Source organism: Streptomyces sp. NPDC004134 (genome assembly GCF_042874195.1).
Classification (GTDB): domain Bacteria; phylum Actinomycetota; class Actinomycetes; order Streptomycetales; family Streptomycetaceae; genus Streptomyces.
The window spans coordinates 75,677-102,199 of record NZ_JBIAMS010000011.1 but is presented as its reverse complement, the minus strand read 5'-3'; the positions used below and the strand labels follow the sequence as shown (position 1 = coordinate 102,199).

Here is a 26,523-nt window from a genome sequence, read left to right as displayed (position 1 = left end):
CGCGCTCGCGGCCAGAGCAGAAAGGCACCACCCCATGACCACCAACTCCGCGGCCCCCGGGGCCGGTCTGCCCGCGATCGCCTGGATCGGCCTCGGCATCATGGGCTCCCCCATGTCCGAGAACCTGATCGCGGCGGGCTACCGGGTCACCGGCTACACCCTGGAGCAGGACAAGCTCGACCGGCTGGCCAAGGCCGGCGGCACGGTCGCGGGTTCGATCGCCGAGGCCGTCGCGGACGCGGACGTGATCATCACGATGGTCCCCGCCTCGCCGCAGGTGGAGGCCGTCGCGTACGGGCCGGACGGGATCCTGGCACACGCCCGGAGCGGCGCGCTGCTCGTCGACATGTCCTCGATCACCCCGCAGACCTCCGTGGACCTGGCGAAGAACGCCGCCGAGCGCGGGATCCGGGTGCTCGACGCCCCCGTCTCCGGCGGCGAGGCCGGGGCGGTCGAGGCGGTGCTGTCCATCATGGTCGGCGGCGAGCAGGCCGACTTCGAGCGGGCCGGGCCGGTCTTCGAGGCGCTGGGCCGGACGATCGTGCACTGCGGGCCGCACGGCGCGGGCCAGACGGTCAAGGCCGCCAACCAGTTGATCGTCGCGGTCAACATCCAGGCGTGCGCCGAGGCCGTGGTCTTCCTGGAGAAGTCCGGCGTGGACCTGGCGGCCGCGCTCGACGTCCTCGGCGGCGGCCTGGCCGGCTCCACCGTGCTGGCCCGCAAGAAGGACAACTTCCTGGGCCGCGACTTCCGGCCCGGCTTCCGCATCGACCTGCACCACAAGGACATGGGCATCGTCACGGACGCCGCCCGGAACGTCGGCGCCGCGCTGCCGGTCGGCGCGGTCGTCGCCCAGCTCGTCGCCGCGCTGCGCGCGCAGGGCGACGGCGGCCTCGACCACTCCGCGCTGCTGCGCGGGGTGGAGCGCCTCTCCGGCGGCGAGGTCTGACGCGGACCCCGTACGAGGACGAAGTCGCAGGCACAGCCGTAGACGCAGTCGCAGGCACAGCCGCAGCCGCAGCCGCAGCCGGAAGGCGCACACGGCAGAGACAGAAGGCAGAGGACGGCCCTCGCCCCCCGTCCGGGGCGAGGGCCGTCCGCTCGCGGGTGGCCGCCGTCAGCTCTTCAGCGGCAGGATCGACGTGGGGGCGTGCCACGGCTCGGTGGCCAGGTCCTCCCACTCGCGGACGTCGCTGATGTCCGCCGTGGTGCTCATGGAGATGTTGGTGATCCGCTCCAGGATCGCCTCCACCACCACCGGCACCCGGTGCTCCGCCGCCAGCTTGCGCGCATGGGCGAACGCGGCGCCCAGTTCGCCCGGCTCGGTGACCCGGATCGCCTTGCAGCCCAGCCCCTCGGCGACCTTGACGTGGTCGACGCCGTAGCCGCCCAGCTCAGGCGAGTTGACGTTCTCGAACTCCAGGTTGACCTGGAAGTTCATGTCCAGGCCCAACTGGGCCTGCCGGATCAGGCCGAGATACGAGTTGTTGACGAGCACCTGCACGTACGGGATGCGGTGCTGGGCGCCGACCGCCAGCTCCTCCACCAGGAACTGGAAGTCGTAGTCCCCGGAGAGCCCGACGACCAGCGCCTCCGGTTCTGCGGTGGCGACGCCGAGGGCGGCGGGCACGGTCCAGCCGAGCGGCCCTGCCTGGCCGCAGTTGATCCAGTGCCGCGGCCGGTAGACGTGGAGCATCTGGGCGCCGGCGATCTGGGAGAGGCCGATGGCGGTGACGTAGCGCGTGCCGGGGCCGAACGCCTTGTTCATCTCCTCGTAGACCCGCTGCGGCTTCATCGGCACGTCGTCGAAGTGGGTACGGCGCTGGAGCCGGGCCCGGCGCTCCTGGGTGGCCGCGGCCCACGCGGCGCGGTCCGGCAGCCGGCCGGCGGCGCTCCGTTCGCGGGCGACCTCGGTGAACTGCCGCAGCGCGGCGCCGGCGTCGGAGGCGATGCCGTAGTCGGGGGCGAAGATCCGGCCGATCTGGGTGGGTTCGACGTCGACGTGGACGAAGGTGCGGCCCTCGGTGTAGACGTCGAGCCGGTAGCCGGTGTGGCGGTTGGCCCAGCGGTTGCCGATGCCGAGGACGAAGTCGGCGGCGAGGAAGTTCTCGTTGCCGTACCGGTGGGAGGTCTGCAGCCCCACCATGCCGGCGTTGAGCGGATGGTCGTCGGGGAGGGCGCCCCAGCCCATCAGGGTCGGTACGACGGGGGTGCCGGTCAGCTCCGCGAACTCCACCAGCTCCGCGCAGGCGTCGGCGCCGATGACGCCGCCGCCGGCGACGATCAGCGGGCGCTCGGCGGCGCACAGCATCGCGACGGCCTTCTCCGCCTGCGCCCGGGTGGCGGCGGGCCGGTACACGGGCAGCGGCTCGTACGTGTCCGGGTCGAACTCGATCTCGGTGAGCTGGACATCGGTGGGCAGGTCGACGAGCACGGGCCCGGGGCGGCCGGAGCGCATCAGGTGGAACGCCTGCTGGAAGACGCCGGGCACCTGCGCGGCCTGGAGCACGGTGGTGGCCTTCTTGGTGACGGGGGCGGCGATCGCCGCGATGTCGACGGCCTGGAAGTCCTCCTTGTGCAGCACGGGCGTCGGCGCCTGTCCCGTGATGCACAGGATCGGGATGGAGTCGCCGATCGCCGAGTACAGCCCGGTGATCATGTCGGTGCCGGCGGGGCCCGAGGTGCCGATGCACACGCCGATGCCGCCCGCCCGGGCGCGGGTGTAGCCCTCGGCCATGTGCGAGGCGCCCTCGACGTGCCGCGCGAGCACGTGGCCGATGCCGCCGGCCGCCCTGAGGGCCGCGTAGAACGGGTTGATCGCCGCTCCCGGGACGCCGAACGCGACCTGGACGCCTTCCTTCTTGAGGATCTCCACCGCCGCGCGCGCGGCTGTCATACGAGGCATCGCGTGCACCTGCTTCTTCCCTGAGCTTTTCCGTATTACGGAATTTGAGTTCTGCTATATGGAAGCAATCTAGAAGCGGGTCAAGTCGGCGTCAAGAGCCCGATGCGTAAGGGATGCTGGAGGGCGGAACCCACCACGGGGCCCAGAACCAGGAGCACTTCCCATGCCAGAGAGCGTGCCGGTGCGCTGCCCGGCCTGCCGGCGCGAGCACGCGTACACCCCGAGCACGTTCCCCTGCGCCTGCGGCGCCCCGCTGACGCTGCCGCTGCTGCGCGGCGGGGTGCCGGTGGAGCTCAAGCACCGCACGTGGCAGGACTCGTGGGTGACGGTGCGCTGTCCCGTCTGCGACCGGCGCGACGAGTGGCCGCGGCCGGAGCTGTCGTGCGACTGCGGCGCGGTGGTACGGCTGCCGGTGGCCCCGGCGCAGTCCCGCCGCCCCCGGCCCGCCGCCCCGCCGGTGCCGCCGGTCCCGCCCGCACCGGCGGCCGCACCGCCCGCGCCGGCCCCGGCCGGCGTTCCGCCCCGGCCGGCGGCGCCGCGGCGGCCCGCGTTCCGCCCCGTGACCATCCGCAACACCGGCGACGCGGTGACGGCCGCGGCGCAGTACCTGCGCTGGCTGGGCTTCACGGACCTGGTGAAGAACGAGGACCGGCCCGCCTCCGGCGTCGACGTGCGCGGCGCGGGCGTGGTCGCCCACGTCGACCCGACGACGACGCCCACGGCGCTGCGGCACGTCGAGTGCGTGTGGCTCAGCGGGCTGAACTCCTCGGCGCTCGCCGTCTTCTTCTCCCTCGCCGGCTACACCCGCGAGGCCCGTACCCGGGCCGACGAGCTGCGGCTGCCGCTGTACGTGATGGACCTCACGGGCACCCCGCAGCCGGTCAACGACCCGGGGGACGAGCTGATCCGCACGGGCGCCGCCCGGCGCGGCTGACGGGGCGGTCCGGGGGCGGCGACCAAAGTATGCGGGCGGGCCGCCGCGGTCGTACGAAGGTCTCGGTGCGGTCCTCGGGGGGCGCCGAGGCGGGCGGACGACCGTAGATTGGCCGGTATGCCCCGTACCGCCTCCGAGACCCGCGCCGCCGGCAGCACCCGGCGGGACCGGCTCGCCGACGCCGGCCTCGTCCTCTTCGCCGGGGCCTTCTCGCTCCTGTCCGCCGACTCCGCGCTGCCGGAGGACGGCGCCCGCGCCTCGGAGAACGTGCTCTTCGCCGAGGCCCTGGCCGCCGGGGTGGCCTGCCTGGCGCTGCTGCTGCGGCGCCGCTGGCCGGTGCCGCTGGCGGTGGCGCTGCTCGTCGCCGACTCCTTCGGCCACTTCTTCATCGGCCCGACGCTGGTGGCGGTCTTCACCGTCGCGGCGCACCGCCCGCTGCGCGCCACCGGCTGGATCGCGGCCCTCGTCTGCGCCCGGCTCGTGGGCTTCCTCGCCAGCGTCCCGGACCCGCAGGACCCGCGGACCGGCGCGGGAGTGGCGTACTTCTCGCTGGTCACGGCGGCCGTGGTCTGGGGCCTCTACCGGCGCTCCCGCCGGCAGCTCGTCGCCTCGCTGCGCGAGCGCGCCGAGCAGGCGGAGGCCGACGCGGCGCTGCGCGCGGAGCAGGCGCAGCGGCGGGCCCGGGAGGAGATCGCGCGGGAGATGCACGACGTGCTGGCGCACCGGCTGTCGCTGCTGAGCGTGCACGCGGGGGCGCTGGAGTTCCACCCGGGCGCCCCGCCGGCGGAGGTCGCCCGCGCGGCGGGCGTGATCCGCGACAGCGCGCACGAGGCACTGCAGGACCTGCGGGACGTGATCGGCGTGCTGCGCGCACCGGCCGACTCGGGCGCGGGCGCCGGGCGTCCGCAGCCGACGCTCGGGGACGTGGACCGGCTGGTGGCGGAGGCCGGCGGGGCGGGCATGCGCATCGCGTACGAACCGGACGTCGCCGCTCCGGAGGCGGTCCCGGCGGCGACGGGGCGCACGGCGTACCGCATCGTGCAGGAGGGCCTGACGAACGCCCGCAAGCACGCGGCGGGCACGAAGGTGACCGTGACGCTGACGGGCAGCCCGGAGAAGGGCCTGACGGTTGAGGTGAGCAACCCGCTGCCGGGCGCGGCCGGGGAGACAGGCAGGGAGGCGGGCAGGGAGGCGGAGGCGGAACCGGGCGCGGCGCTGCGGGCGGCCGGACGTCCGAGGGGGGCGGGCGCGGGTGCCGCCTCCGGCGGCCGGGCAGGTGCGAACGGGCAGAGCGCGGGCCCGCGCGGCGGCGGCCGGCCCGCCGCCGCGGTGCCCCGCCACGCCGGGGCCGGGCACCGCGCCGTCGACGGCGATACCGGTCCTTCCCCTCGCGTCCGGACTGCGGCGGGCCCGTACCCGGCGGCCAGGCGCAGCCACGGCTCCGCCGCCGTCGTGCACCCCGGGCCCGCCCGCGCGGCGAAGCCGGTCGTGCCCGGGCCCGGCGGCGCCGTGCACGGCGCCGCGGCCGGCCCCATCCCCGGGGCCGGGCAGGGCCTCATCGGGCTGGCCGAGCGGGCCGCGCTGGCCGGCGGGCGGCTGGTGCACACGGCCGACGGCGACGGCTTCCACCTGCGCGCCTGGCTCCCGTGGGGCCGCCCGTCCCGTACGGAATGAGCCCCGTCGGCCCGCGCCGCTAGGGTGGGCGCGTGCCCGACCAGACCGCCGATCCCGCGGACTCCGCGGATCCCGCTGCCCGTATCGCCGTCCTCCTCGTCGACGACGACCCCCTCGTCCGGGCCGGGCTGCGGCTGATGCTCGGCGGGGCGGGCGACATCGACGTCGTGGGCGAGGCCGCGGACGGCGGCGAGGTCCCGGCGCTCGTGGCCGCGCACGCGCCCGACGTCGTGCTCATGGACATCCGTATGCCGCACCTCGACGGCCTCGCCGCCACCGAGGCACTGCGACGGCGCGCGGAGCCGCCGGAGGTGCTGGTGCTGACGACGTTCCACACCGACGAGCACGTGCTGCGGGCCCTGCGCGCGGGCGCCGCGGGATTCGTGCTCAAGGACACCCCGCCCCGGGAGATCGTCGCGGCCGTACGCAAGGTCGCCGCCGGCGAGCCCGCGCTGTCGCCCGCGGTGCTCCAGCAGCTCATCGCCCAGGTCTCCGGCGCCGGCACCGAGGGACCCGCACGCGCCGAGGAGCACGCCCGCCGCCGTCTCGCCGCGCTCGGCGAGCGCGAGCGGGAGGTCGCCGTGGCGGTCGGCCGCGGCCGGTCGAACGCGGAGATCGCCGCCGAGCTGTACATGAGCGTGCCGACCGTGAAGACCCACGTCTCGCGCATCCTCACCAAGCTCGACCTCAACAACCGTGTCCAGATCGCCCTTCTCGTCCACGACGCAAGGGAATCCTGAGCGGTCCGTGGTGTTGTACGGATCATGGACATCCCCCTCTCCGTGCTCGACCGGTCACTGCGGCGCAAAGGCCAGGACCCGGCCGACGCGCTGCGCGGCACCGTCCGCTTCGCGCAGCGGGTGGAGGGGTACGGCTTCCGCCGCTTCTGGGTCTCCGAGCACCACAGCGTCCCCGGCGTCGCGGGCTCCGCGCCGACCGTGCTGGCCGCCGCCGTCGCCGCCGCCACGTCCCGGATCCGGGTCGGCACCGGCGGCGTGATGCTGCCCAACCACCGGCCGCTGGTCGTCGCCGAGCAGTTCGGGGTGCTGGGTTCGCTCTTCCCCGACCGGATCGACATGGGCCTCGGCCGCTCGCTGGGCTTCACCGACGGCATCCGGCGCGCGCTGGGCCACGGGATGGCGGACGCGGGGGACTTCGGCGCGGCGCTGGCGGAGCTGCTGCGCTGGTTCGAGGGCGCGCAGCCGGCGTACCCGGGGGTGCACGCCGTACCGGCGGAGGGGCTGCGGGTGCCGGCGTACGTGCTGGCCATCGACGGCGGCGCCGACGTCGCCGCCGCGCACGGGCTGCCGCTGGTGATCGGCGCGGGCCGGCGCCCGGAGAAGCTGCTGCGGGCCGTCGGGCGCTACCGCGAGGCGTTCACGCCCTCGGCGCAGCAGGCCGTGCCGTACGTCGTCGTGGCGGTCGCCGCCGCGGTGGCCGACGGGGCGGAGGAGGCCGCCGATCTGCTGCTGCCGGAGGCGTGGGCGACGGTCTGGTCGCGCACCCGCGGGGAGTTCCCCCCGCTGACGCCTGCGGAGGAGATACGGGCCCGTACGCTCACCGAGCGCGAGGCCCGCTATCTCGACGAGGCGCGCCAGTCCCAGGTGTCCGGCACCGGCCCGCAGGTGGCCGCCGCCCTCGGCGACCTCGTCGCCCGCAGCGGCGCCGACGAGCTGCTGGTCTCCCTGCACACGCCCGACGAGGACGCCCGGCTGGAGTCCTTCCGCAGGCTGGCGGAGCTGAAGATCGCGGCGCCCGCGGCGGGTTGACGGGCGGCTACAGCTCCACCGCCTCCCCCGGCCGCGGCAGCCGCAGCCGGTGGCCGAGCCCCGCCGCGTCGAAGGCGGCGACCAGCGAGTCGGCACCCTGCGTGAAGTGCCCCCAGTGCTCGAAGTGCAGCGGCACCACGTCGTGCGCCCCGAGCACCGCGGCCGCCGCGGCGGCGTGCTCGCTGGTGAGGGTAAGGTGCGCGGCGCCGAGCAGCGGGGTCTGCGCGGCGCCGGCGAAGAGCACGGCGATGTCGACGGGGCCGAGGCGGGCGGCGATCGTACGGACCACGTCGAGCGAGGCGTTGTCGCCGCTGACGTAGACCGTGGGCAGCCCGTCCCCGGTGAGCACGAACCCGGTGACCTCGCCGGTCAGATGCTCGGTGCCGGGCGGGCCGTGCAGCGCGGGCACCGCGGTGACGCGGACCGGGCCGACGGCGTACGACTCCCACGCCGGCAGCCCCCGCACCGGGCCGCGCAGCCGCTCCGCCGCCGACGCCGTGGAGAGCACCAGCGGCGCGGCGGCGGCGCACTCGCGCCCGGCCCGGTCGAGGTTGTCCGGGTGCTGGTCGTGCGAGAGCAGCACCGCGTCGACCGGGCCGAGGTCGGCCGGGGCTATCGCCGGGCCCTCGGTCTTCACCAGCCGCCGCCCGCCCACGGGGTACTCGCCGGGCGGATCGAACGTCGGGTCGGTCAGCAGCCGGACCCCGCCGAGCCGGAGGAGCGCGGTGGGACCGCCGACGTAGTGCAAGATCGTCATAGCAGTCCCAAGTACCCGCGGGCCGCCGCTATTCCGCAGCACTGAACTGCTCCCGCAGCTCGACCTTCCGCACCTTCCCGCTGACCGTCATCGGGAACTCCTCCATGATCCGCAGATGCCGCGGGATCTTGTAGTGGGCGAGCCGGTTCTCGCAGTAGTGGGCCAGCTCGCGCCGGGAGAGCGCGTGCCCCGGATCGCTGAGGATCACGCAGGCGAGGATCTCCTCCCCGTACGTCTCGTCCGGCACGCCCACCACCTGCACGTCGGCGATCTTGGGGTGGGTGTGCAGGAACTCCTCGATCTCGCGCGGGTAGACGTTCTCGCCGCCCCTTATGATCATGTCCTTGATCCGGCCGACGATCTCCACGCAGCCGTCCGTGCGCATCCGCGCCAGGTCGCCGGTGTGCATCCAGCGGCCGGCGTCGATGACCTCGGCGGTGCGCTCGGGCTGCTCCCAGTAGCCCTGCATGACGCTGTAGCCGCGGGTGCACAGTTCGCCGGTGGTGCCGCGGGGCATGGTGACGCCGGTGACCGGGTCGACGACCTTGACCTCGATGTGCGGCAGGACGCGGCCGACGGTGGCGGTGCGGCGCTCCAGGTCGTCCTCGCGCCGGGTCTGGGTGGCGACGGGGGAGGTCTCGGTCATGCCGTAGCAGATGGTCACCTCCGCCATGTGCATCTCGTTGACCACCCGCTTCATCACCTCGACGGGGCACGGCGAGCCGGCCATGATCCCGGTGCGCAGCGACGTCAGGTCGTACAGGGCGAAGTCGGGCAGGGCCAGCTCGGCGACGAACATGGTGGGCACCCCGTAGAGGGAGGTGCAGCGCTCCTGCTCGACGGCCGCGAGGGCGGCGGCGGGGTCGAAGGAGGGCCCGGGGATGACCATGCAGGCGCCGTGGCTGGTCGCCGCGAGGTTGCCCATGACCATGCCGAAGCAGTGGTAGTACGGGACGGGGATGCAGACCCGGTCCTGCTCGGTGTAGCCCAGCGTCTCGCCGACGAAGAAGCCGTTGTTGAGGATGCTGTGGTGCGACAGCGTCGCACCCTTGGCGAAGCCGGTGGTGCCGGAGGTGTACTGGATGTTGACCGGGTCGTCGCAGGACAGCAGCGCCTCGCGCTCGCGGACCCGCTCCGGGGGCACGGCGCGGCCGGCCTCGATGAGCCGGCCCCAGCCCGCGTGGCCGATGTAGAAGACGTTGCGCAGGGCGGGGCAACTGCCGCGCACCTGCTCGACCATCCGGCGGTAGTCGCTGTTCTTGTGCGCCAGCGAGGCGACCAGCAGGGAGATGCCGGACTGGTTGAGGACGTACTCCAGCTCGTGCACCCGGTAGGCGGGGTTGATGGTGACCATCACCGCGCCGATACGGGCCGAGGCGTACTGCACCAGCACCCACTCCGGGCAGTTGACCGCCCAGATGCCGATGCGCTCGCCCTTGGCGACGCCGCGGGCGAGCAGCCCGCGCGCCACCTCGTCGACGGCGGCGCCGAACTCGGCGTAGGTCCAGCGGCGCCCGGAGGCCACGTCGACAAGGGCCTCGCGGTCGGGGTGGGCGGCGATGGCGCGGTCCAGGTTGGCACCGATGGTGTCGCCCAGCAGGGCGGTGGTGCCGGTGCCGCCGGTGTAGGACGGCTCTGCGGTCATGTGTGGTCCTCCTCGCGGTACTCGTCGGCGGATCCGGCGGCGGTCGCCTCGCGCAGTTGCACGCGGCGGATCTTGCCGGAGACGGTCTTGGGCAGGTCGGCGAACTCCAGCCGCCGGACGCGCTTGTACGGGGCGAGCACGGCGCGGGAGTGCGCGAAGATCGCCTCCGCGGCGGCGGCGCCCGGCTCCCAGCCGGCCGCGAGCACCACGTACGCCTTGGGCACGGAGAGCCGCACCGGGTCGGGCGCGGGCACGACGGCGGCCTCGGCGACCGCCTCGTGCTCCAGCAGCGCGCTCTCCAGCTCGAAGGGGCTGATCTTGTAGTCGCTCGCCTTGAAGACGTCGTCGCTGCGCCCGATGTACGTGATGTAGCCCCCGGCGTCGCGGGCGCCGATGTCGCCGGTGCGGTAGTAGCCGTCGGCCATGGCCTCGGCGGTGCGGGCCGGGTCGCCCTCGTAGCCGGTCATCAGGCCCACGGGGCGCTCGGTCAGGTCGAGGCAGATCTCGCCCTCGTCGGCGGGCTTGCCGCTGACGGGGTCCAGGAGCACGACGTCGTATCCGGGAGTGGGACGGCCCATGGATCCCAGCTTGACGGGCTGCCCGGGGGAATTGGCGATCTGCACCGCGGTCTCGGTCTGGCCGAAGCCGTCCCTGATGGTCAGCTTCCAGGCCCGCCTGACGGCCTCGATGACCTCCGGGTTGAGGGGTTCACCTGCGGCGACGGCCTCGCGCGGCGGGGTGGCGAGAGCGCTCAGATCCGACTGCACGAGCATCCGCCAGACGGTGGGCGGGGCGCAGAAAGTTGTCACGCCGCCGCGGGCCATGGCGCCCAGCAGCGCCCCGGCGTCGAAGCGCGTGTAGTTGTACAGGAAGACCGTCGCCTCCGCGTTCCAGGGCGCGAAGAGGTTGGACCAGGCGTGCTTGGCCCAGCCGGGCGAGGAGATGTTCAGGTGCACGTCGCCGGGGCGGATGCCGATCCAGTACATCGTCGCCAGATGGCCCACGGGATACGAGACATGGGTGTGCTCGACGAGCTTGGGGAGGGCGGTGGTGCCCGAGGTGAAGTACAGCATCAGGGTGTCGCCGGCGGCCGTCGGCCCGTCGGGCGTGAAGCTCGCGGGGGCCTCGTACGCGTCCTCGTACGGGAGCCAGCCGGCCCCGCTGCCGCCCACCGAGATGCGGGTGTAGTCGCCGGGCACCTCGGCGAACTTGGCCTCGTCTGCGGCCCGTACGAGCACGTGGGCGGCCCGGCCGCGCTCGATGCGGTCGGCGAGGTCGGCGGGGCCGAGGAGGGGCGTGGCGGGGATGACGACGGCGCGCAGCTTCATCGCGGCGAGCGCGGTCTCCCACAACTCGGCCTGGTTGCCGAGCATGACGACGATCCGGTCGCCGGCCCGTACGCCCTGGGCGCGCAGCCAGTTCGCCACCCGGTTCGAGCGCTCACTCATTCGGGTGAAGCTCAACCGCGTCTCGCGGCCGTCCTCCTCCACGATGTGGAGGGCCGTGCGCTCGTTGCCCTCGGCGATGGCGTCGAACCAGTCGAGTGCCCAGTTGAAGCGCTCCGGCCTGGGCCAGGAGAAGCCCTCCCGGGCGGCTGCGTAGTCCTCCCTCCGCGCGAGCAGAAAGTCCCGCGCGGACCGGAAGTCCGCGGTCGGATTCGATGCCGTCACATGTCCTCCTCGTACGGCGGCGGCTCGCTAGCATCGTGCTGCGAGTGACCTACGCCTCACTACCCCCATACGGGGGTGCCCTGCCGCCGGCCACGCCGGCGATCCCCCGTCAGCACCAGGGAGCGAGCGACATGCCGGAGACCGCGGACGCAGCGGAGGTGCGCGGCGCGCTGGCCCGGCTGCGCCGGTTCGGCGGCGTGCCCGTCGCCTTCGGCGGGCTGCTCACGGACGGCGGGCGCAAGCTGCGGATCAGCGAGCTGAGCGGAACGGTGACGCTCTCCCTCCAGGGACTCGGGGTGGCCACGGGCAACGGGCTCGGCGGCAAGGCCATCGCCTTCTCCCGCCCCTGCGCGGTCACCGACTACACCTCGTCCCGCGCCATCAGCCACGAGTACGACGGCCCGGTGGGCGCCGAGGGCCTGCGCTCGGTGCTGGCGGTGCCCGTGGTCGTACGCGGCCGGGTGCGGGCCGTGCTCTACGGCGCACTGCGCGACTCGCTGCCGCTGGGCGACCGCTCGCTGACCGCGGCGGTGGAGACGGCGCGCCACCTGGAGCAGACCCTCGCCGTCCGCGACGAGGCCCGCCGGCTCCTCGCCGTCGCCACGCCCACCGCGCAGCGGGCGGCGGACCCCGCCGCCTGGGAGAACGTCCGCACCGCGCACCGCGACCTGCGCACGCTGGCGCCGCGTATAGCCGACGAGGAGCTGCGCGCGGAGCTGCTGGCGCTCTGCGACCGGCTGGCCTCGGCGGCCGTCACCGTCGTCCCGCCCGCCGGCGCCGGGCCCGACCGGACGGTGCTGGCGCCGCGGGAGCTGGACGTGCTGGCGTGCGTCGCCACGGGTGCGACGAACGCGGCGGCGGGCGAACGGCTGGGGCTGCGGCCCGAGACGGTGAAGAGCTACCTGCGCTCGGCGATGCGCAAGCTCGGGGCGCACACCCGGCTGGAGGCGGTCACGGCCGCCCGCCGGGCGGGGCTGCTCCCGTAGCCCCGAGGACTCCCCGGCAGGTCACTCCCGGTGGGCGACGACGTTCACCACCTGGCCGTTGGGGTCGCGGACGAAGAACCGCCGCACGCCCCACTCCTCGTCGGTCAGCGGGTGCACGATCTCGGCGCCCGCGGCGCGCATCGCCTCGTGCGCCGCGTCGACGTCCGCGACCTCGATGCTCATGTCCGGCTCCACGGGCGCGGAGGCGTCCCGCTCCATGAAGATCAACTGCGCGGTGGGGTTGCCGGGCGCGGCGAGGGCCATCACCCACCCCAGGTTCATCACCTCCTCGAAGCCGAGACGCTCGTAGAACGCGCGGCTGGCCTCGAAGGACTCGGTCTTGATGTCGGGTACGACCCTCCTGATGCTCATGCCGCGGAGGCTACCCGCCGGCGGTGACAGCGCCGGGCCGCGCGCCGTCCGCGGCCCTCCGGTGCGGCCGCGCGCCGGGGGGAGCGTCCGGTGGGCGGTCGGGGGCGCCGGACGGGCGTCGGGGGCGCACGCGTACGGGCACACCGCGCACCCCCGTGCGGGGGCGGCGGCCCGCGTGCGTCAGGGGCGCACGGCAGCACGTGCCTCCCCGAGGGCGACGCCGCGGCGGCCAGGCGGGAAAATGGACCCGTGGCCGAACATCCCATCCTGAGCTGGAACGCGGACGGGCGCGCGCAGACCGCCCGCTGGTACGCCGCGGGCGGCACCCCGCCGCCGCGGCGCGTAGTGCCCGCGGACGACCGGATGTGCGCCGACATCGCGTACCGGCTGGTGTGCGAGGGCACGGCCGTGCTGTGGCAGGGCGACTACCACGGCGGGCGCCAGCTCCTCGCCGCGCTGGGCCGCCGCATCGACCGTCGCTCCGCCCGCCGCGGCCGGCGGCCGGCCGCACCGGCGGGCGGCCGGGCGACCGGCCCGGCGGACGCCTTCCACCGGCACCGGCAGGCCCAGGGCCACCGGGCGCGGGTGCTCGGCATGCTGCTCGTCCCGCTCGAACCCGGCCCGCGGGGCCCGGCGGTGCCGCTGCGCCGGGCGCCCGACGTGGCCGAGGCGGCGACCGCGGCATACGGGCCCGTGACCGAGCCGGGCGCGGTGGCGCTGCGCGAACTGCTCGGCGCGGTGGGGGCTCACGAGTGGCGCCGCAAGGGCGTGGACATACCGGCGCTGGGCGCCCGGGTGCACCCGCACTACGGGGTGTTCTCGCCGGTGCGCGGCGAGTACGTCGACCTGGTGGCCGAGGCCCCGTTGCCGGCGAAGTCGCTGGCCTTCGACGTGGGCACCGGGACCGGGGTGCTCGCGGCGGTGCTGGCGCGCCGGGGGGTGGAGCGGGTCGTCGCGACCGACACCGACCCGCGCGCGCTGGCCTGCGCCCGCGACAACGTCGACCGGCTGGGCCTGGCCGACCAGGTCGAGGTGGTGGAGGGGAACCTGTTCCCGCCCGGGCGCGCGCCGCTGGTCGTCTGCAACCCGCCGTGGCTGCCGGCCAAGCCGACCTCCGCGCTGGAGCACGCCGTCTACGACCCGGGCGGCGGCATGCTGCACGGCTTCCTCGCCGGCCTCGCGGTGCATCTGGAGCCGGGCGGCGAGGGCTGGCTGGTGCTGTCCGACCTGGCCGAGCACCTGGGGCTGCGCGGCCGCGGCGAGCTGCTGGGGGCGATCGAGGCGGCGGGGCTGCGGGTGGCGGCCCGCCACGACACCCGGCCGCGGCACCGCAAGGCGACCGATCCGTCGGATCCGCTGCACGCGGCCCGGGCGGCGGAGGTGACGTCTTTGTGGCGGCTGACAGCGGCGGCTGACGGTGGCGGAATGAGCGGGGCCGGGTAAGCGGGGGGCCGGCTGAGGGGGCGGCGGGAGCCGGAGTGCGGGGGGTGCGGCGGGGCGCGAACGGGCGGCCGCGCGCGGCAGGCGTCCGGCATGTGGGCACGGCGCCTCCCGCCGCTCCGCCGTCTCGACGCCTCTGACCGGCGGTTGTTCCGGGAGGTTCCCGTGGGGTGGTCTCGCATCGCGGAACACAGGTGCCAGCCGGAGCAGGGCCCCGTACCGTCAAGGTGTGGACACCTCCGGACACGCACTCGCTCCCCGACGCCGACCTCAGTTGTACGTTCCCGTGGAGGACGGAAGGAGCGGGATGCGGCTGCGGATGTTCCGCACGCCGCTGGGCATCCGCACGGCGGTGGCGTTCACGAGCCAGACCGCGCTGGTGCGCGCCCTCGGTCCCGAGCAGAAGTGGGTACGCCTCGGGGAGCCTGCGCTGCGCGCGCTGACCGCGCCGCTGGGCGCCGAGCGGATCACCGTGGACCCGCTGCTCACCGCCCGCCGGCCGTACGCCCACTTCACCCCGCCGCGGTCGCAGGGCGAGCCGCGGCCCCAGCAGCGCCCCGCGCCCCCGGCCGCTCCGACGTCGCAGCAGCCGGCGACCCACTGACGTTCCCGGGCCGCTACCCGCCCGCTTCGGCGGTCCGCAGCTCCTGCCGGCTGCCGGGCGCCAGCATCTCCAGCACCCCCGCCGCCTCCGACTCGACCTCCGGCCGCTCGCCGCGCGTCAGCGGGGCGAACGTCTCCAGGTGCATCGTCGCCGTGCCGTCGTCCCGCGTCACCCGCCAGAGCCCGCGGACGAAGCCGTCGACGAGGAAGCTGCCGAAGCTGTGGTCCCGCCGGTAGCCGCGGCGGCGGAACTCGTCCGACACGACGCGGGTGCGGTCCGCGTGCCCGAGCGTGAGGTTGTCGAACTCCCCGAGGAACCGCGCCGGCGCCGGGGTGTCCGCCGCCGGCCGCGGTGCGCCGGGCAGGTCGAACAGCTCGGTCCCGCGCTCGTCCCGGAACGTACGCAGCCGGGGCCGCAGCTCCTCGAAGTGCGGCCGCAGCCGCGTCACCCCGCACCACGCCTGCATGTCCCGTACGGACGCGGGCCCGAAGGCGGCGAGATAGCGCAGCACGAGCCGTCCGGCGTCCGGGTCCGCGACCGGCTCGGCGCCCAGCCAGGACCGGACGGTGGCGAGCGTGACCTGCCCGCCCCTCCCCCACAGCCCGCGCGGCGGCGCCTGCACGAGCGGCACCCGGATGCGCGCGGCGACCTTCAAGGCGAGCGGGTCGTGCGCCGGCCACTCGCGCCGCAGCTCCTCGCCGATCTCGCGCAGCGGGACGGGCCCGGGCTCGGCCACCTCCCGGGTCCGCGCCACCAGCCGGTCGAGGTCGACGCCTTCGAGCCGGCCGCGGAAGGTCTTGAGTTCGCGCTCCAGGGCGGGGGCGCTGAAGGTGCGCAGGGTCAGGGCGTCGGCGGGGCTGTGCAGGTGGACGGTGGAGCGCAGGGTGACCAGCCGCACGACCTCGCGGCTGGTCAGCAGCTCGGACAGCACGGCGGGGTCGAACCCGCGCAGCCGGGCGGCGAGCGCGTGGTACGCCGGCCGGGGCGCCTGCGCCTGGAGCCCGACCAGATGGTCCACGGCGTCGGCCAGGGGCATGGCGGCGCGGTCGAGGAGCAGTTGCCGGGCGAGGAGGGCGCGGTTGAGCCGGCGGGTGGAGAGGGTGGCGGGCCCGCGGGTCGTCGTCATGACGCTCACGCTACGGGCCCTTGCGGACAGCTCCTGTCCGCAAGGCGGGGACGCGGGGCGGGCTGAGAGGATCGGCGGGTACGGCGACGACGACAGGGGAGACGGTGGGAACGCTCGACGGACGGCAAGGCGGCGCCGGCGGCGGGGACGGTGACGGGCAGGAGCCGGCGGAGCCCGGCGCCCGCACCGGCGGTGCGGCGGCCCGGCGCGCGGACCCGCCCGCCGACGCCGGGGCCGGCGTTCCGCGGGCCGGCGTTCCGCGGGCCGGCGGGGACGTGGCAGGGGGCGAGGTGGCAGGGGGCGGAGCTGCGGGCGTTGCGGTGGAGGCCGCCGGTCCCGCCCGGCCGGAGGAGACCGGTGCTCGCGCGCAGCGCGGTCGCGTTCTGGCCCGGCGGCCGGGGCGCCGCCTCCGCGTCCTTCTCGGTGTCGCCGGCGGGCTGCCGCTGCTCGCCGTCTCCTGCGTGCTCGCGTTCCGCGCCGGCGGCGGCGACGGGGCGACTCCCCTGCCGCAGCTCGCCGCCTTCCTGCCCTGGCTCCTCGTGCCCGGGGGTTTCGGGCTGCTGCTGATGGCGCTCGCCCGCAGCCGGGCCGGTGTCGTGTGGGCCCTCGTCGCGGTCGCCGGCACCGCCTGGTTCGTACGGCCCTACGAGTCCGCCGCCGAGCCGCCGTCCACTCCGCCCAAGGAGGAGTTCCGGCTGCTCTCCGCCAACCTCAAGTTCGGCGACGCCACCCCCGCCCTGCGCAGCGCGCTGCGGACGTACGAGCCGGACGTCGTCCTGGTCCAGGAGTGCGACAGCCGCTGCGTCGAGGCCCTGCACACCCCGGCGCTGCGGGCCGCGTACCCGCACCGCGTCATCGACGGCGGCGATCCCGCCGAGGGCTCGGCCATCCTGAGCACATACCCGCTGACCGAGGAGCCCGGCGTGCCCGGCACGCTGTCGATGCCCGCGGCCACCGCGCGCGTCGCGGGCGAGCGGGTGCGGCTCCAGGTCGTGCACCCGATGCCGCCCACGCCCGAGTCCATGGACGCCTGGCGCACCGAGCTGGGGCACCTGCGCGACGCCGCCGCGGCGCGCGGGGAGGTGCCCACGGTCTTCGGCGGCGACTTCAACTCCTCGCAGGACCACGAGGCGTTCCGCGACATCCTCGACACCGGGCTGCGGGACAGCGCCATGCTGCTCGGCCGCTCGCGCACCCCCACCTGGCCGGCGTCCACGACGCCGCTCTTCGGCGCCCAGATCGACCACGTGCTGGTGAGCGACCGGCTGAGCCCCGCGGACATCGAGTTCCCCGAGCTGGCGGGCACCGACCACCGCGCGGTGCTCGTGGAACTGCAGTTGCGCTGAGCCGTGGCCGATACTGGCCCCCATGGACCGTCACGAGTGGGCCGCCCGGACGCTGTCCGTACGGCCGGGCGACAGGGTGCTGGAGATCGGCGCCGGGCACGGGGTGACCGCGTCGCACGTCTGCGCGGAGCTGGCGGCGGGGCCGCGGGACGGCGCGCCGCGGTTCGTCGGCCTGGACCGGTCCGCGAAGATGACCGCCGCGGCCGGGCGCCGGAACGCCGCCCACGTCACCGCCGGGCTGGCGGAGTTCAGGACCGGCGGCTTCCCCGCGGACCTCGCGGCCGGGCAGCCCTTCGACCTCGCGTACGCGTTCAACGTGCGGCTGCTGTGGACGGAGCCCGCCGCCGCCCGCGCGGCCGGGGTGCTGCTGCGGCCAGGCGGGCAGCTCTTCGTGTTCTTCCAGTTGCCCTCCTGGAGCGCCGCGACCCACCGCGAGGTCGCCGCGCGGGCGGCGCGGACGCTGACCGCGGGCGGGCTCGACGTGACCGCCGACGGACACGACGAGGCCGTCGCGAGCGGCTATGTCGCGGCCAGGACCCCGTCCGGCTGAGGCGTCTCAGGCCACGTCACCGATCCGGCCCGCCGCCCCGCGTTCCCGGTGGATCGGCGTGTGCGCGCCCGTCAGCGGCACGCCCGTGCCGCCCCTGCGGGCCGCGACGATCTCGCCGGCGATGGAGACCGCGACCTCCTCCGGCGAGCGGGCGCCGAGGTCGAGGCCGATCGGCGAGCGCAGGCGGGCGAGTTCGAGGTCGGTGACGCCCGCCTCGCGCAGCCGCCGGTTGCGGTCCAGATGCGTACGGCGCGAGCCCATCGCGCCCACGTACGCCACCGGCAGCCGCAGCGCGGCGGTGAGCAGCGGCACGTCGAACTTGGGGTCGTGGGTGAGCACGCACAGCACCGTGCGCCCGTCCAGCTCCCCATCGGCCAGCGCGTCCGCCAGGTACTCGTGCGGCCAGCGCACCGCCACCTCGTCGGCCTCGGGGAACCGGCGGGCCGTGGCGAAGACGGGACGGGCGTCGCAGAGCGTGACGCGGTAGCCGAGGAACTTGCCGATGCGGACCAGCGCGTGGGCGAAGTCGATCGCGCCGAAGACCACCATCCGCGGCGCCGGCACGCTCACCTCCACCAGCAGCGTCACCGGCTCCCCGCAGCGCGCGCCCGCCGCACCGACCGACACCGTGTCCGTCCGCCCCGCGTCCAGCAGCGCGGCGGCCTCGGCGGCGGCGGTGCGCTCCAGCGGGGCGCCGTCCCAGCCGGGCAGGGCGGGCAGCGGGCCCGCGAAGCGGCCGTCGTACGTGCCGTCGGGGCGTACCAGCAGCGCCTGCCCCACGAGCGCGGCCGGCCCGCCGACGACCCGGGCGACCGCCGCGGCCTCGCCCGCCGCGGCGGCGGCCAGCGCCGTACGGAGCACGCCGCCGGCCGTGACCGGCGTGACGAGGATGTCGATCTCCCCGCCGCAGGTGAGCCCCACCGCGAACGCGTCCTCGTCGGAGTAGCCGAAGGTCTCCAGCACCACCTCGCCGGTTTCGAGGACCTCCCGGCACAGCTCATACACCGCGCCCTCGACGCAGCCGCCGGACACGCTGCCGACCGCCGTGCCCCCGGCGTCCACAGCCAGCGCGGCGCCGGGCCCGCGCGGCGCCGAGCCGCTGGTGCCCACGACGGTGGCGACGGCGAAGGGGCGGCCCTCCGCGCACCACCGGGCGAGGTCGGCAGCGATGTCCAGCATGCTGATCAGCTCCTCACAAGGCCGCTGGTCCTATTTGACACCCATCCACTGCTCGATCGGATGGAGCGCGAAGAAGACGACGAACACGGCGGTCAGCACCCACATCAAGGGGCCGGGCTCGCGCCACTTGCCCTGGGCGGCCCTGATCGCCGTGTACGAGATGACGCCGGCGGCGACGCCCGCCGTGATGGAGTACGTGAACGGCATGAGCACGACCGTCAGGAACACCGGCACGGCCACGCCCCGGTCGGCCCAGTCCACGTGCCGCGCGTTCGCCATCATCATGGCGCCGATGACGACCAGCGCCGCGGCGGCCACGTTGCCTGGCACGATCTGCGCCAGCGGGGTGAACAGCAGCCCCAGCGCGAACAGCAGCCCGACGACCACGCTCGACAGACCGGTGCGGGCGCCCTCGCCGACGCCGGTCGCGGACTCCACGAACACCGTCTGCCCGGAGGCCCCCGCGGCGCCGCCGACCGCGCCGCCGGCGCCGTCGATGAACAGCGCCCGCGAGAGTCCCGGCATCCGGCCCCGCTCGTCGGTGAGCTTCGCCTCCGTACCGACGCCGATGATGGTGGCCATCGCGTCGAAGAACCCGGCCAGCACCAGCGTGAAGACGATCATGCTGACGGTCGTCACGCCGACGTCGCCCCAGCCGCGGAACGACACCTCGCCGAGGAGGCCGAAGTCGGGCGTGGAAGTGACCCCGCCGGCCGGCAGCTCCGGCGCCCTGCCGTTCGCCCACGCCTCCGGCCTGAGATCGGCGACCGCGTTGACGACGACCGCGGCGACCGTGCCGGCGACGATGCCGATGAGGATGGCACCGGGCACGTTGCGCGCCTGGAGCATGAAGATCAGCAGCAGGGTGAGGCAGAAGACGAGCACGGGCCAGCCGCGGAGCTGGTCGTTCGCGCCGAGGGTGACGATCTTGCCCTCGCCGGCCTGCACGAAGCCGGCGTTCACCAGGCCGATCAGCGCGATGAACATGCCGATGCCCATGGTGATGGCGTGCTTGAGGGCCAGCGGGATCGCGTTCATGATCATCTCGCGCAGCCCGGTGACGGCCAGCAGCATGATCACGACGCCGTACGCGACGCACATGCCCATCGCCTGCGGCCACGTCATCTGCGGCGCGACCTGGCCGGCGAGCACGCCCGAGACGCTGAGCCCGGCGGCCGCGGCCAGCGGCACCTTGCCGAAGAACCCCAGCAGCAGCGTGGTGACGGCGGCGGCCAGCGCGGTGGCGGTGATCAGTCCCGACTGGGCGAGCACGTTGCCCGCCGCGTCCTCGCCGCCCAGGATCAGCGGGTTGAGCAGCAGGATGTAGGCCATCGCCATGAAGGTGGTGAGCCCGCCGCGCACCTCGCGCGCGACCGTGGAGCCGCGCCGGGATATCTCGAAGTAGCGGTCGAGCCACGAGGTGCGGCCGGAGGCGGCGGTGCCGGGTCGGCGGGACGGCGCTTCCGCGCGCCGGCCGACGGAGGACTGGGTCATGCGTTCTCCCAAGGTTCACAGGGGCACCCGCGGTTGCGGGATTTGGGATGGGTGGTGCTGCACGACCCGGGGGACGGCCCGAGGCGAAGGCGGAACTGCTGGTGCGGTGGTGCCGTTTGAGGTGGCTCCGGTTGCGGTTCGGGTGCGGATCAGGTGCCGGTGAGGTGCTCCGGCCGTACGGGGGCCTTGGTCAGGGCGAGTCCCGTGGCCTGGCGGATCGCGGCGAGCACCGCCGGGGTCGCCGACAGCGTGGACGCCTCGCCGACGCCGCGCAGCCCGTACGGCGCGTGCGGGTCGGCCAGTTCGAGCACGTCGACGGGGATGGCCGGGGTGTCGAGGATGGTCGGGATCAGGTAGTCGGTGAACGAGGGGTTGCGCACCCGCCCGGTCGCCGGGTCGACCACGATCTCCTCCATCACCGCCACGCCCAGGCCCTGCGTCGTGCCGCCCTGGATCTGCCCGACGACGGACAGCGGGTTGAGCGCCTTGCCGACGTCCTGGGCGCAGGCCAGCTCCACGACCTTGACCAGGCCGAGTTCGGTGTCGACCTCGACGACCGCGCGGTGCGCGGCGAAGGAGTACTGGACGTGGCCGAAGCCCTGTCCCGTCTCGATGTCGAAGGGCTCGGTGGGCCGGTGCCTGAAGGGCAGTTCGACGTCCACGGGCGGCTCGCCGTCGAGCACGTCCGCCAGGGCGGCGAGGACCTCGCCGCCGTCCGTGACGACCTTGCCCCCCTCCAGCAGCAGTTCCGCCGTCGCCCACGCCGGGTGGTACGTGCCGAGCTTGCGCCGGCCGAGGGCGAGGACCTGCTCGCGCACCGCCGCGCAGGCGTTCCGTACCGCGCCGCCCGTCATGTACGTCTGCCGGGAGGCGGAGGTGGAGCCGGCGGAGCCGACCCGGGTGTCGGCCGGGGCGATGACGACCTGGGCGACGCCCAGTTCCGTACGGGCGATCTGCGCCTGCACGGTGATGCCGCCCTGGCCGACCTCGGCCGCCGCGGTGTGCACGGTGACCACCGGCTCGCCGCCGACGGCCTCCAGCCGGACCCGGGCGGTGGAGAAGTCGTCGAAGCCCTCGGAGAAGCCGACGTTCTTGATGCCGACCGCGTAGCCGACGCCGCGTACGACGCCCTCGCCGCGGGTGGTGTTGGACAGCCCGCCGGGCAGCGCCCGTACGTCCGCGGCGCCGCCCGCGCTCTCCCACTGCCGCTCCGGCGGCAGCGGCCTGGCCTGCACGCGGCGCAGGATCTCCGCCACCGGCGCCGGGGAGTCGACCTGCTGCCCTGTCGGCAGCCGCGAGCCCTGCGACATGGCGTTCACCTGCCGGAACGCCACCGGGTCCATGCCGACCGCCGCGGCGAGCCGGTCCATCTGCGCCTCGTACGCGAAGCACGCCTGGACGGCGCCGAAGCCGCGCATCGCGCCGCAGGGCGGGTTGTTGGTGTAGAGCCCGACCGCCTCGATCTCGACGTCCTCGACGACGTACGGGCCCATGGACAGCGACGCCGCGTTGCCGACGACGGCCGGGGTGGAGGAGGCGTACGCGCCGCCGTCGAGGACGATGCGGCAGCGGGCGTGGGTGATCCGGCCTTCGGCCGTGACGCCGTGCTCGTAGCGGATCCTGGCCGGGTGGCGGTGCACGTGGCCGAAGAAGGACTCGAAGCGGTCGTAGACCATCTTGACCGGCTTGCCGGTGCGCAGCGCCAGCAGGCAGGCGTGGATCTGCATCGACAGGTCCTCGCGCCCGCCGAAGGCGCCGCCGACGCCGGAGAGCGTCATGCGCACCTTCTCCTCCGGCAGCCCGAGCACCGGCGCGATCTGCCGCCGGTCGGCGTGCAGCCACTGGGTGGCGACGTACAGGTCGACGCCGCCGTCCTCTGCGGGCACCGCGAGGCCCGACTCCGGGCCGAGGAACGCCTGGTCCTGCATGCCGAACTCGTACTCGCCGGTGACGATGTGGTCCGCCCTGCGGGCCGCCGCGGCGGCGTCGCCGCGGACGATCGGCTGGCGGTGGACGACGTTCGGGTGCGGTACGTGCCGCGCGTGGGCGTCGGTGCGGTCGGGGTGCAGCACCGGGGCGCCGGGGGCGAGCGCGGACTCCTCGTCGGTGACCAGCGGCAGTTCCCGCCACTCGATGCGGATCTTGGCCGCGGCCCGGCGGGCGGTCTCGGGGTGGTCGGCGGCGACCAGCGCCACCGGCTCGCCGTGGTGGCGCACCCGGCCGGCGGCGAGCGCGGGGGTGTCGGCGATCTCCAGGCCGTAGTTCTTCTGCGCGGCGGGCAGGTCGTCGTACGTGAGCACGGCGTAGACGCCTGCCTGGGCGAGGGCGGCGGAGGTGTCGACGGCGACGATCTCGGCGTGCGCGTACGGCGAGCGCAGCGTGTGGCCCCAGATCATGTCCTCGTGCCACAGGTCGGAGGAGTACGCGAACTCCCCGGTGACCTTCAGCGTGCCGTCGGGGCGCAGCTTGGACTCGCCGATGCCGCCGGCGGTCTGCGAACCCTGGGTGAGGCTGGTCGGGATGCGGGTGACGTCGGACATCAGGCCCCCTCCCCCCGGCGGGCGGCGGCGAGCCGGACCGCGTCGAGGATCTTCTCGTAGCCGGTGCAGCGGCACAGATTGCCCGACAGGCCCTCGCGGATGTCGGCGTCCGACGGCGACGGATTCTGCTCCAGCAGGTCGTCCGCGGCCACCAGCAGACCCGGGGTGCAGAAGCCGCACTGCACGGCGCCGGCGTCGACGAACGCCTGCTGCACCGCGGAGAGCCCGTCCCCCGCCAGCCCTTCGACCGTGACGACCTCGCGGCCCTCGGCCTGCCCGGCGGCGACCAGGCAGGCGCACACCGGCACGCCGTCGAGCCGTACCGTGCAGGAGCCGCACTCCCCCTGCTCGCAGGCGTTCTTCGAGCCCGGCAGGCCCATCCGCTCGCGCAGCACGTACAGCAGGCTCTCGCCCTCCCAGACGTCGTCGGCCTGCTGCTCGCGGCCGTTGACGGTGAACGTCACCCGCATCACGCGGCCCCTTCGGCTCGTGTGGCGCCCGCCGCACCCCGGCGGTACGACTCCCAGGTCCAGCCGAGCGTGCGGCGGGCCATGACGCCGACCGCGTGCCGGCGGTAGCGCGCGCTGCCGCGCACGTCGTCGATGGGGTTGCAGGCGCCCGCCGCCAGCTCGGCGAACTGCCGGCCGAGCGCCGGGGGCAGGGTCCTGCCGCTGTCCCAGTAGCCGCCCTCGGCCAGCGCCGCGGTCAGGAACTCCTCGGCGGCGGTGGCGCGCACGGGCGTCGGCGCGGCCGAGCCGATGCCGGTACGGACCGTGCGGCCGTCGGGGTGCAGCGCGATGCCGAAGGCGCACACGGCGATCACCATGGCGTTGCGGGTGCCGACCTTGGAGAACTCCTGCGGTCCCGTGGCCTTCTTGATGTGCACCCACTTGATCAGCTCGTCGGGCGCGAGCGCGTTGCGCTTGACGCCGGTGAAGAACTCGTCGATCGGGATCCGCCTGCTGCCGCGTACGGACTCGGCCTCCACCTCCGCGCCCGCGGCCAGCAGCGCCGGGTGCGCGTCGCCGGCCGGGGAGGCGGTGCCGAGGTTGCCGCCGACGCCGCCGCGGTTGCGGATCTGCGGCGACGCCACGGTGTGCGCCGCCCGCGCCAGCCCCGGCAGCGCCCCGCCCAGCTCCGCCACGATGCGCGCGTACGGCACGGAGGCCCCGAGCCGCACGGTGTCGGCGCCCGTCTCGTACTCCTGCAACTCGCCGATGCGGTTGAGGTCGAGCAGGTACTCCGGGCGGCGGTGGTCGAAGTTGATCTCGACCATGAGGTCCGTGCCGCCCGCGATCGGTACGGCCTCCGGGTGCTCGGCCTTGGCGGCGAGCGCTTCCGCCCAGTCGGCGGGGCGCAGGAAGTCCATGGGTCCTCTCGGCTTTCCCTCGAAAGTGCGGGTGCGTGCTTGAGCTGTTGACGGAACGTGGCCCAAGTACACAGAAACGCCGCCGTCCGGGTGCAGTCACGGAAAACATGAAGCAAGAGGCAGGCCAGAACCCGGTTCTTGTAGATTCGAACGAAGTCCGGGGCATCCTTCCCCTGCGGGACATCCCACGACGACCGCCCGGCGCCCCGCGCCCACGGGCGGGCGGGCCGACGCACGACCGACAGCGAGGGGACGCGCATGAGGCTGCGGGCACTCCTGGACTCCGAGGCGCTGGGCCTGCGGCTCCTCGGCGGCGCGGACGAGCTGGACCGCACGGTGCGGGGCGTGATGACCACCGACCTGACGGACCCGAGCCGCTATCTGTCGGGCGGCGAACTGGTCCTCACCGGGCTCGCCTGGCGGCACGGGCCGCAGGACTCGGAGCCCTTCGTACGGATCCTGGCCGCGGCCGGCGTCGCCGGGCTCGCGGCGGGCGAGGCGGAGCTGTCGGGCGCGGGGGTGCCGGACGACCTGGTGCGCGCGTGCGCGCGGCACCGGCTGCCGCTCTTCGCGGTGGACGAGGACGTCGCGTTCGCCGCCATCACCGAGCACGTCGTACGGCAGGTCTCCGGCGAGCGGGCCGGCGATCTGGCGGCCGTGGTCGAGCGGCACCGCCGGCTGATGTCGTCCGGGCCCGCGGGCGGCGGCGCCGACGTGGTGCTCGACCTCCTCGGCTCCGATCTGGACCTGCGCGCCTGGGTGCTCTCCCCCACCGGCCGGCAGATCGCCGGCACCGCGGCCGGTGCGGCCGGGGTGCGGCTGCCGGCGCAGTTGCGGGCGCAGTTGGCCGGCGAGCACCTCGGGGCGCTGCGCGGCGGCCGGCCCGGGCCGCACCGGGTGACGCTGCCGGCGGCGGGCGGAGGCGTGACGTACTCGCTCTTCCCCGTCGGCGGCGGCCGGGACCTGCGCGAGACGGTGCTCTCCGACTGGCTGCTGGCGGTGGAGGCGGACGCCGGGGAGTGGCCGCCCGAGCGGCTGGACCTGGTGCACGGCGTCACGCAGTTGATCGCCGTGGAGCGGGAGCGGCGCGACGCCGCGCGGTCGGTGCGGCGGCGGCTGGCGCAGGAGGTGCTGGAGCTGGTGCAGGCCGGGTCGCAGCCCGCGGAGATCGCGGCCCGGCTGCGGGTGGCGGTGCCGGTGCTGCTGCCGGGGATCGGGGCGGCGCCGCAGTGGCAGGTGGTGGTGGCGCGGGTCGAGTGGGAGGTCCCGTACGGGCAGCCGGGGATCGCGGGCGGTCCGGTGGCGCAGGCGATGCTGGAGGAGATGCTCGCGGGCGCGGACCGGGACCCGGCCGACCGGATCGCGGTGGCGCACACCGGCGACGAGGCGGTGGCGCTGGTGCCGCTGCCCGCGGTCCCGGCGGTGGCGGCGGACGGGGCGCCGGACGCGGGCGGCGCGGACGCCGGCGCGGCGGGCGGGCGGTCCCGCAAGGGCGCCGCGGAGGGCGCCGGGTCCGGTCGCGGGCGCTCCGGCGGCCCCGGCGCGGCGGCCGGTGCGGCGGCCGGTGCGGTGGCCGGCGCCACCGGGCTGCGCGCCGCGGCGCTGCTCGCCGCCGTACGGGAGCCGCTGGCCCGCGCGCTGGCCGACGACGGCCGGCTCACGCTCGGCATCAGCGCCGCGGTGCACTCCTCGGAAGGGCTGCGCGGCGCCCTGGAGGAGGCCCGGCACGCGCGCCGGGTCGCCGCCGCCCGGCCGGGCAGCGTGTGCGCCGCGGGCCACGAGGAGCTGGCCTCGCACGTGCTGCTGCTGCCGTTCGTCCCCGACGACGTACGCCGCGCGTTCACCGCCCGGCTGCTGGACCCGCTGCGCGCGTACGACCACCGCCACCGGGCGGAGCTGGTGGCGACCCTGGAGGCGTTCCTGGACTGCGACGGCTCCTGGACCCGCTGCGCGGCCCGCCTCCACCTGCACGTCAACACGCTGCGCTACCGGGTGGGCCGGATCGAGCAGCTCACCGGCCGGGACCTGGCCCGGCTGGAGGACAAACTCGACTTCTTCCTCGCCCTGCGCATGCGCTGACCGCCACCGCCGCGATGCCCGCCGGCCGCGCGCCGAACGTCGCCCTCCGCGCCGAACGTTCGCGCGCGTCGTTCCCGCGCCGCG

The 26,523-nt window shown here is 75.3% G+C and carries 22 protein-coding genes; 11 read left to right on the top strand and 11 right to left on the bottom strand.

What is annotated here, in order from left to right:
- The first annotated feature begins 34 nt into the window (after nucleotides 1-34).
- Nucleotides 35-949, top strand: coding sequence for a 2-hydroxy-3-oxopropionate reductase (locus ACFYVJ_RS16315; protein WP_388891598.1), 915 nt, complete (start codon nucleotides 35-37; stop codon nucleotides 947-949).
- Nucleotides 950-1,117: 168 nt separating this feature from the next.
- Here the strand turns inward: ACFYVJ_RS16315 and gcl are convergent, their stop codons facing one another.
- Nucleotides 1,118-2,896: a glyoxylate carboligase gene (gcl, locus tag ACFYVJ_RS16310; protein ID WP_388891595.1), complete on the bottom strand. Its 1,779-nt coding sequence runs from the start codon at nucleotides 2,894-2,896 to the stop codon at nucleotides 1,118-1,120.
- Nucleotides 2,897-3,068: 172 nt separating this feature from the next.
- Here gcl and ACFYVJ_RS16305 point away from each other — a divergent pair, with 172 nt between their 5' ends.
- The 4 genes from ACFYVJ_RS16305 (at nucleotide 3,069) to ACFYVJ_RS16290 (ending at nucleotide 7,282) form a co-directional block, all read left to right on the top strand.
- On the top strand, nucleotides 3,069-3,839 hold the full coding sequence (locus tag ACFYVJ_RS16305; RefSeq protein ID WP_388891592.1) for a hypothetical protein: 771 nt from the start codon (nucleotides 3,069-3,071) through the stop codon (nucleotides 3,837-3,839).
- Nucleotides 3,840-3,956: 117 nt separating this feature from the next.
- Nucleotides 3,957-5,513 (top strand): histidine kinase, encoded by a 1,557-nt coding sequence (locus ACFYVJ_RS16300; protein WP_388891589.1) that lies wholly within the window; start codon nucleotides 3,957-3,959, stop codon nucleotides 5,511-5,513.
- Between the two features lie 32 nt (nucleotides 5,514-5,545).
- Entirely contained in the window at nucleotides 5,546-6,253 is a 708-nt protein-coding gene (locus tag ACFYVJ_RS16295) for a response regulator (RefSeq protein ID WP_388891586.1), read from the top strand.
- A gap of 24 nt (nucleotides 6,254-6,277) precedes the next feature.
- Nucleotides 6,278-7,282, top strand: a complete 1,005-nt coding sequence (locus ACFYVJ_RS16290) for an MsnO8 family LLM class oxidoreductase (RefSeq protein WP_388891583.1) — start codon at nucleotides 6,278-6,280, stop codon at nucleotides 7,280-7,282.
- A 7-nt stretch (nucleotides 7,283-7,289) separates the two neighbouring features.
- Here ACFYVJ_RS16290 and ACFYVJ_RS16285 read toward each other — a convergent pair whose 3' ends face one another.
- The 3 genes from ACFYVJ_RS16285 to ACFYVJ_RS16275 are packed head-to-tail and all read right to left on the bottom strand — an operon-like array spanning nucleotide 7,290 to nucleotide 11,354.
- On the bottom strand, nucleotides 7,290-8,039 hold the full coding sequence (locus ACFYVJ_RS16285; RefSeq protein ID WP_388891580.1) for an MBL fold metallo-hydrolase: 750 nt from the start codon (nucleotides 8,037-8,039) through the stop codon (nucleotides 7,290-7,292).
- A 28-nt stretch (nucleotides 8,040-8,067) separates the two neighbouring features.
- Complete coding sequence (locus tag ACFYVJ_RS16280; protein WP_388891578.1) at nucleotides 8,068-9,684, bottom strand: AMP-binding protein; 1,617 nt, start codon at nucleotides 9,682-9,684, stop codon at nucleotides 8,068-8,070.
- Entirely contained in the window at nucleotides 9,681-11,354 is a 1,674-nt protein-coding gene (locus ACFYVJ_RS16275) for an AMP-binding protein (RefSeq protein ID WP_388891575.1), read from the bottom strand. Before ACFYVJ_RS16275 ends, ACFYVJ_RS16280 begins: the two co-directional genes overlap by 4 nt.
- Before the next feature lie 131 nt (nucleotides 11,355-11,485).
- Between ACFYVJ_RS16275 and ACFYVJ_RS16270 the strand changes: the two genes are divergently transcribed.
- Entirely contained in the window at nucleotides 11,486-12,340 is an 855-nt protein-coding gene (locus ACFYVJ_RS16270; RefSeq protein ID WP_101420755.1) for a LuxR C-terminal-related transcriptional regulator, read from the top strand.
- A gap of 21 nt (nucleotides 12,341-12,361) precedes the next feature.
- Here the strand turns inward: ACFYVJ_RS16270 and ACFYVJ_RS16265 are convergent, their stop codons facing one another.
- Nucleotides 12,362-12,712 carry a VOC family protein gene (locus ACFYVJ_RS16265; protein ID WP_326799205.1) on the bottom strand — a complete coding sequence of 117 codons (351 nt, stop codon included), beginning with the start codon at nucleotides 12,710-12,712 and terminating at the stop codon, nucleotides 12,362-12,364.
- Between the two features lie 249 nt (nucleotides 12,713-12,961).
- On the opposite strand from ACFYVJ_RS16265, the gene ACFYVJ_RS16260 reads away from it, so the two are divergent.
- Both ACFYVJ_RS16260 and ACFYVJ_RS16255 read left to right on the top strand, forming a co-directional pair.
- Nucleotides 12,962-14,155, top strand: coding sequence for a methyltransferase (locus tag ACFYVJ_RS16260; protein ID WP_388891571.1), 1,194 nt, complete (start codon nucleotides 12,962-12,964; stop codon nucleotides 14,153-14,155).
- A 283-nt stretch (nucleotides 14,156-14,438) separates the two neighbouring features.
- Nucleotides 14,439-14,756 (top strand): SAV_915 family protein, encoded by a 318-nt coding sequence (locus ACFYVJ_RS16255; protein ID WP_388891569.1) that lies wholly within the window; start codon nucleotides 14,439-14,441, stop codon nucleotides 14,754-14,756.
- A gap of 13 nt (nucleotides 14,757-14,769) precedes the next feature.
- Here the strand turns inward: ACFYVJ_RS16255 and ACFYVJ_RS16250 are convergent, their stop codons facing one another.
- A complete protein-coding gene (locus ACFYVJ_RS16250) occupies nucleotides 14,770-15,882 on the bottom strand; it encodes a winged helix DNA-binding domain-containing protein (protein WP_388891566.1) in 1,113 nt (370 codons plus the stop codon).
- A 275-nt stretch (nucleotides 15,883-16,157) separates the two neighbouring features.
- Here ACFYVJ_RS16250 and ACFYVJ_RS16245 point away from each other — a divergent pair, with 275 nt between their 5' ends.
- The gene (locus tag ACFYVJ_RS16245) at nucleotides 16,158-17,228 is read left to right on the top strand and encodes an endonuclease/exonuclease/phosphatase family protein (protein WP_388891823.1); all 1,071 of its coding nucleotides are present in this window, start codon (nucleotides 16,158-16,160) and stop codon (nucleotides 17,226-17,228) included.
- Nucleotides 17,229-17,250: 22 nt separating this feature from the next.
- The gene (locus ACFYVJ_RS16240) at nucleotides 17,251-17,778 is read left to right on the top strand and encodes an SAM-dependent methyltransferase (protein WP_388891564.1); all 528 of its coding nucleotides are present in this window, start codon (nucleotides 17,251-17,253) and stop codon (nucleotides 17,776-17,778) included.
- Nucleotides 17,779-17,784: 6 nt separating this feature from the next.
- On the opposite strand, the gene ACFYVJ_RS16235 is transcribed toward ACFYVJ_RS16240, so the two are convergent.
- From ACFYVJ_RS16235 to ACFYVJ_RS16215, 5 genes are all read right to left on the bottom strand, one after another.
- Complete coding sequence (locus ACFYVJ_RS16235; protein ID WP_388891561.1) at nucleotides 17,785-18,957, bottom strand: XdhC family protein; 1,173 nt, start codon at nucleotides 18,955-18,957, stop codon at nucleotides 17,785-17,787.
- A 30-nt stretch (nucleotides 18,958-18,987) separates the two neighbouring features.
- A complete protein-coding gene (locus tag ACFYVJ_RS16230) occupies nucleotides 18,988-20,451 on the bottom strand; it encodes an NCS2 family permease (protein WP_388891559.1) in 1,464 nt (487 codons plus the stop codon).
- Between the two features lie 149 nt (nucleotides 20,452-20,600).
- The gene (pucD, locus tag ACFYVJ_RS16225; RefSeq protein WP_388891556.1) at nucleotides 20,601-22,991 is read right to left on the bottom strand and encodes a xanthine dehydrogenase subunit D; all 2,391 of its coding nucleotides are present in this window, start codon (nucleotides 22,989-22,991) and stop codon (nucleotides 20,601-20,603) included.
- Nucleotides 22,991-23,461 carry a (2Fe-2S)-binding protein gene (locus ACFYVJ_RS16220; protein WP_388891553.1) on the bottom strand — a complete coding sequence of 157 codons (471 nt, stop codon included), beginning with the start codon at nucleotides 23,459-23,461 and terminating at the stop codon, nucleotides 22,991-22,993. The genes pucD and ACFYVJ_RS16220 overlap by 1 nt, the downstream gene beginning before the upstream one ends.
- Nucleotides 23,461-24,360: an FAD binding domain-containing protein gene (locus ACFYVJ_RS16215; RefSeq protein WP_388891550.1), complete on the bottom strand. Its 900-nt coding sequence runs from the start codon at nucleotides 24,358-24,360 to the stop codon at nucleotides 23,461-23,463. Before ACFYVJ_RS16215 ends, ACFYVJ_RS16220 begins: the two co-directional genes overlap by 1 nt.
- A gap of 258 nt (nucleotides 24,361-24,618) precedes the next feature.
- On the opposite strand from ACFYVJ_RS16215, the gene ACFYVJ_RS16210 reads away from it, so the two are divergent.
- Nucleotides 24,619-26,439, top strand: coding sequence for a PucR family transcriptional regulator (locus ACFYVJ_RS16210; RefSeq protein WP_388891547.1), 1,821 nt, complete (start codon nucleotides 24,619-24,621; stop codon nucleotides 26,437-26,439).
- The last annotated feature ends 84 nt before the right edge of the window (nucleotides 26,440-26,523 follow it).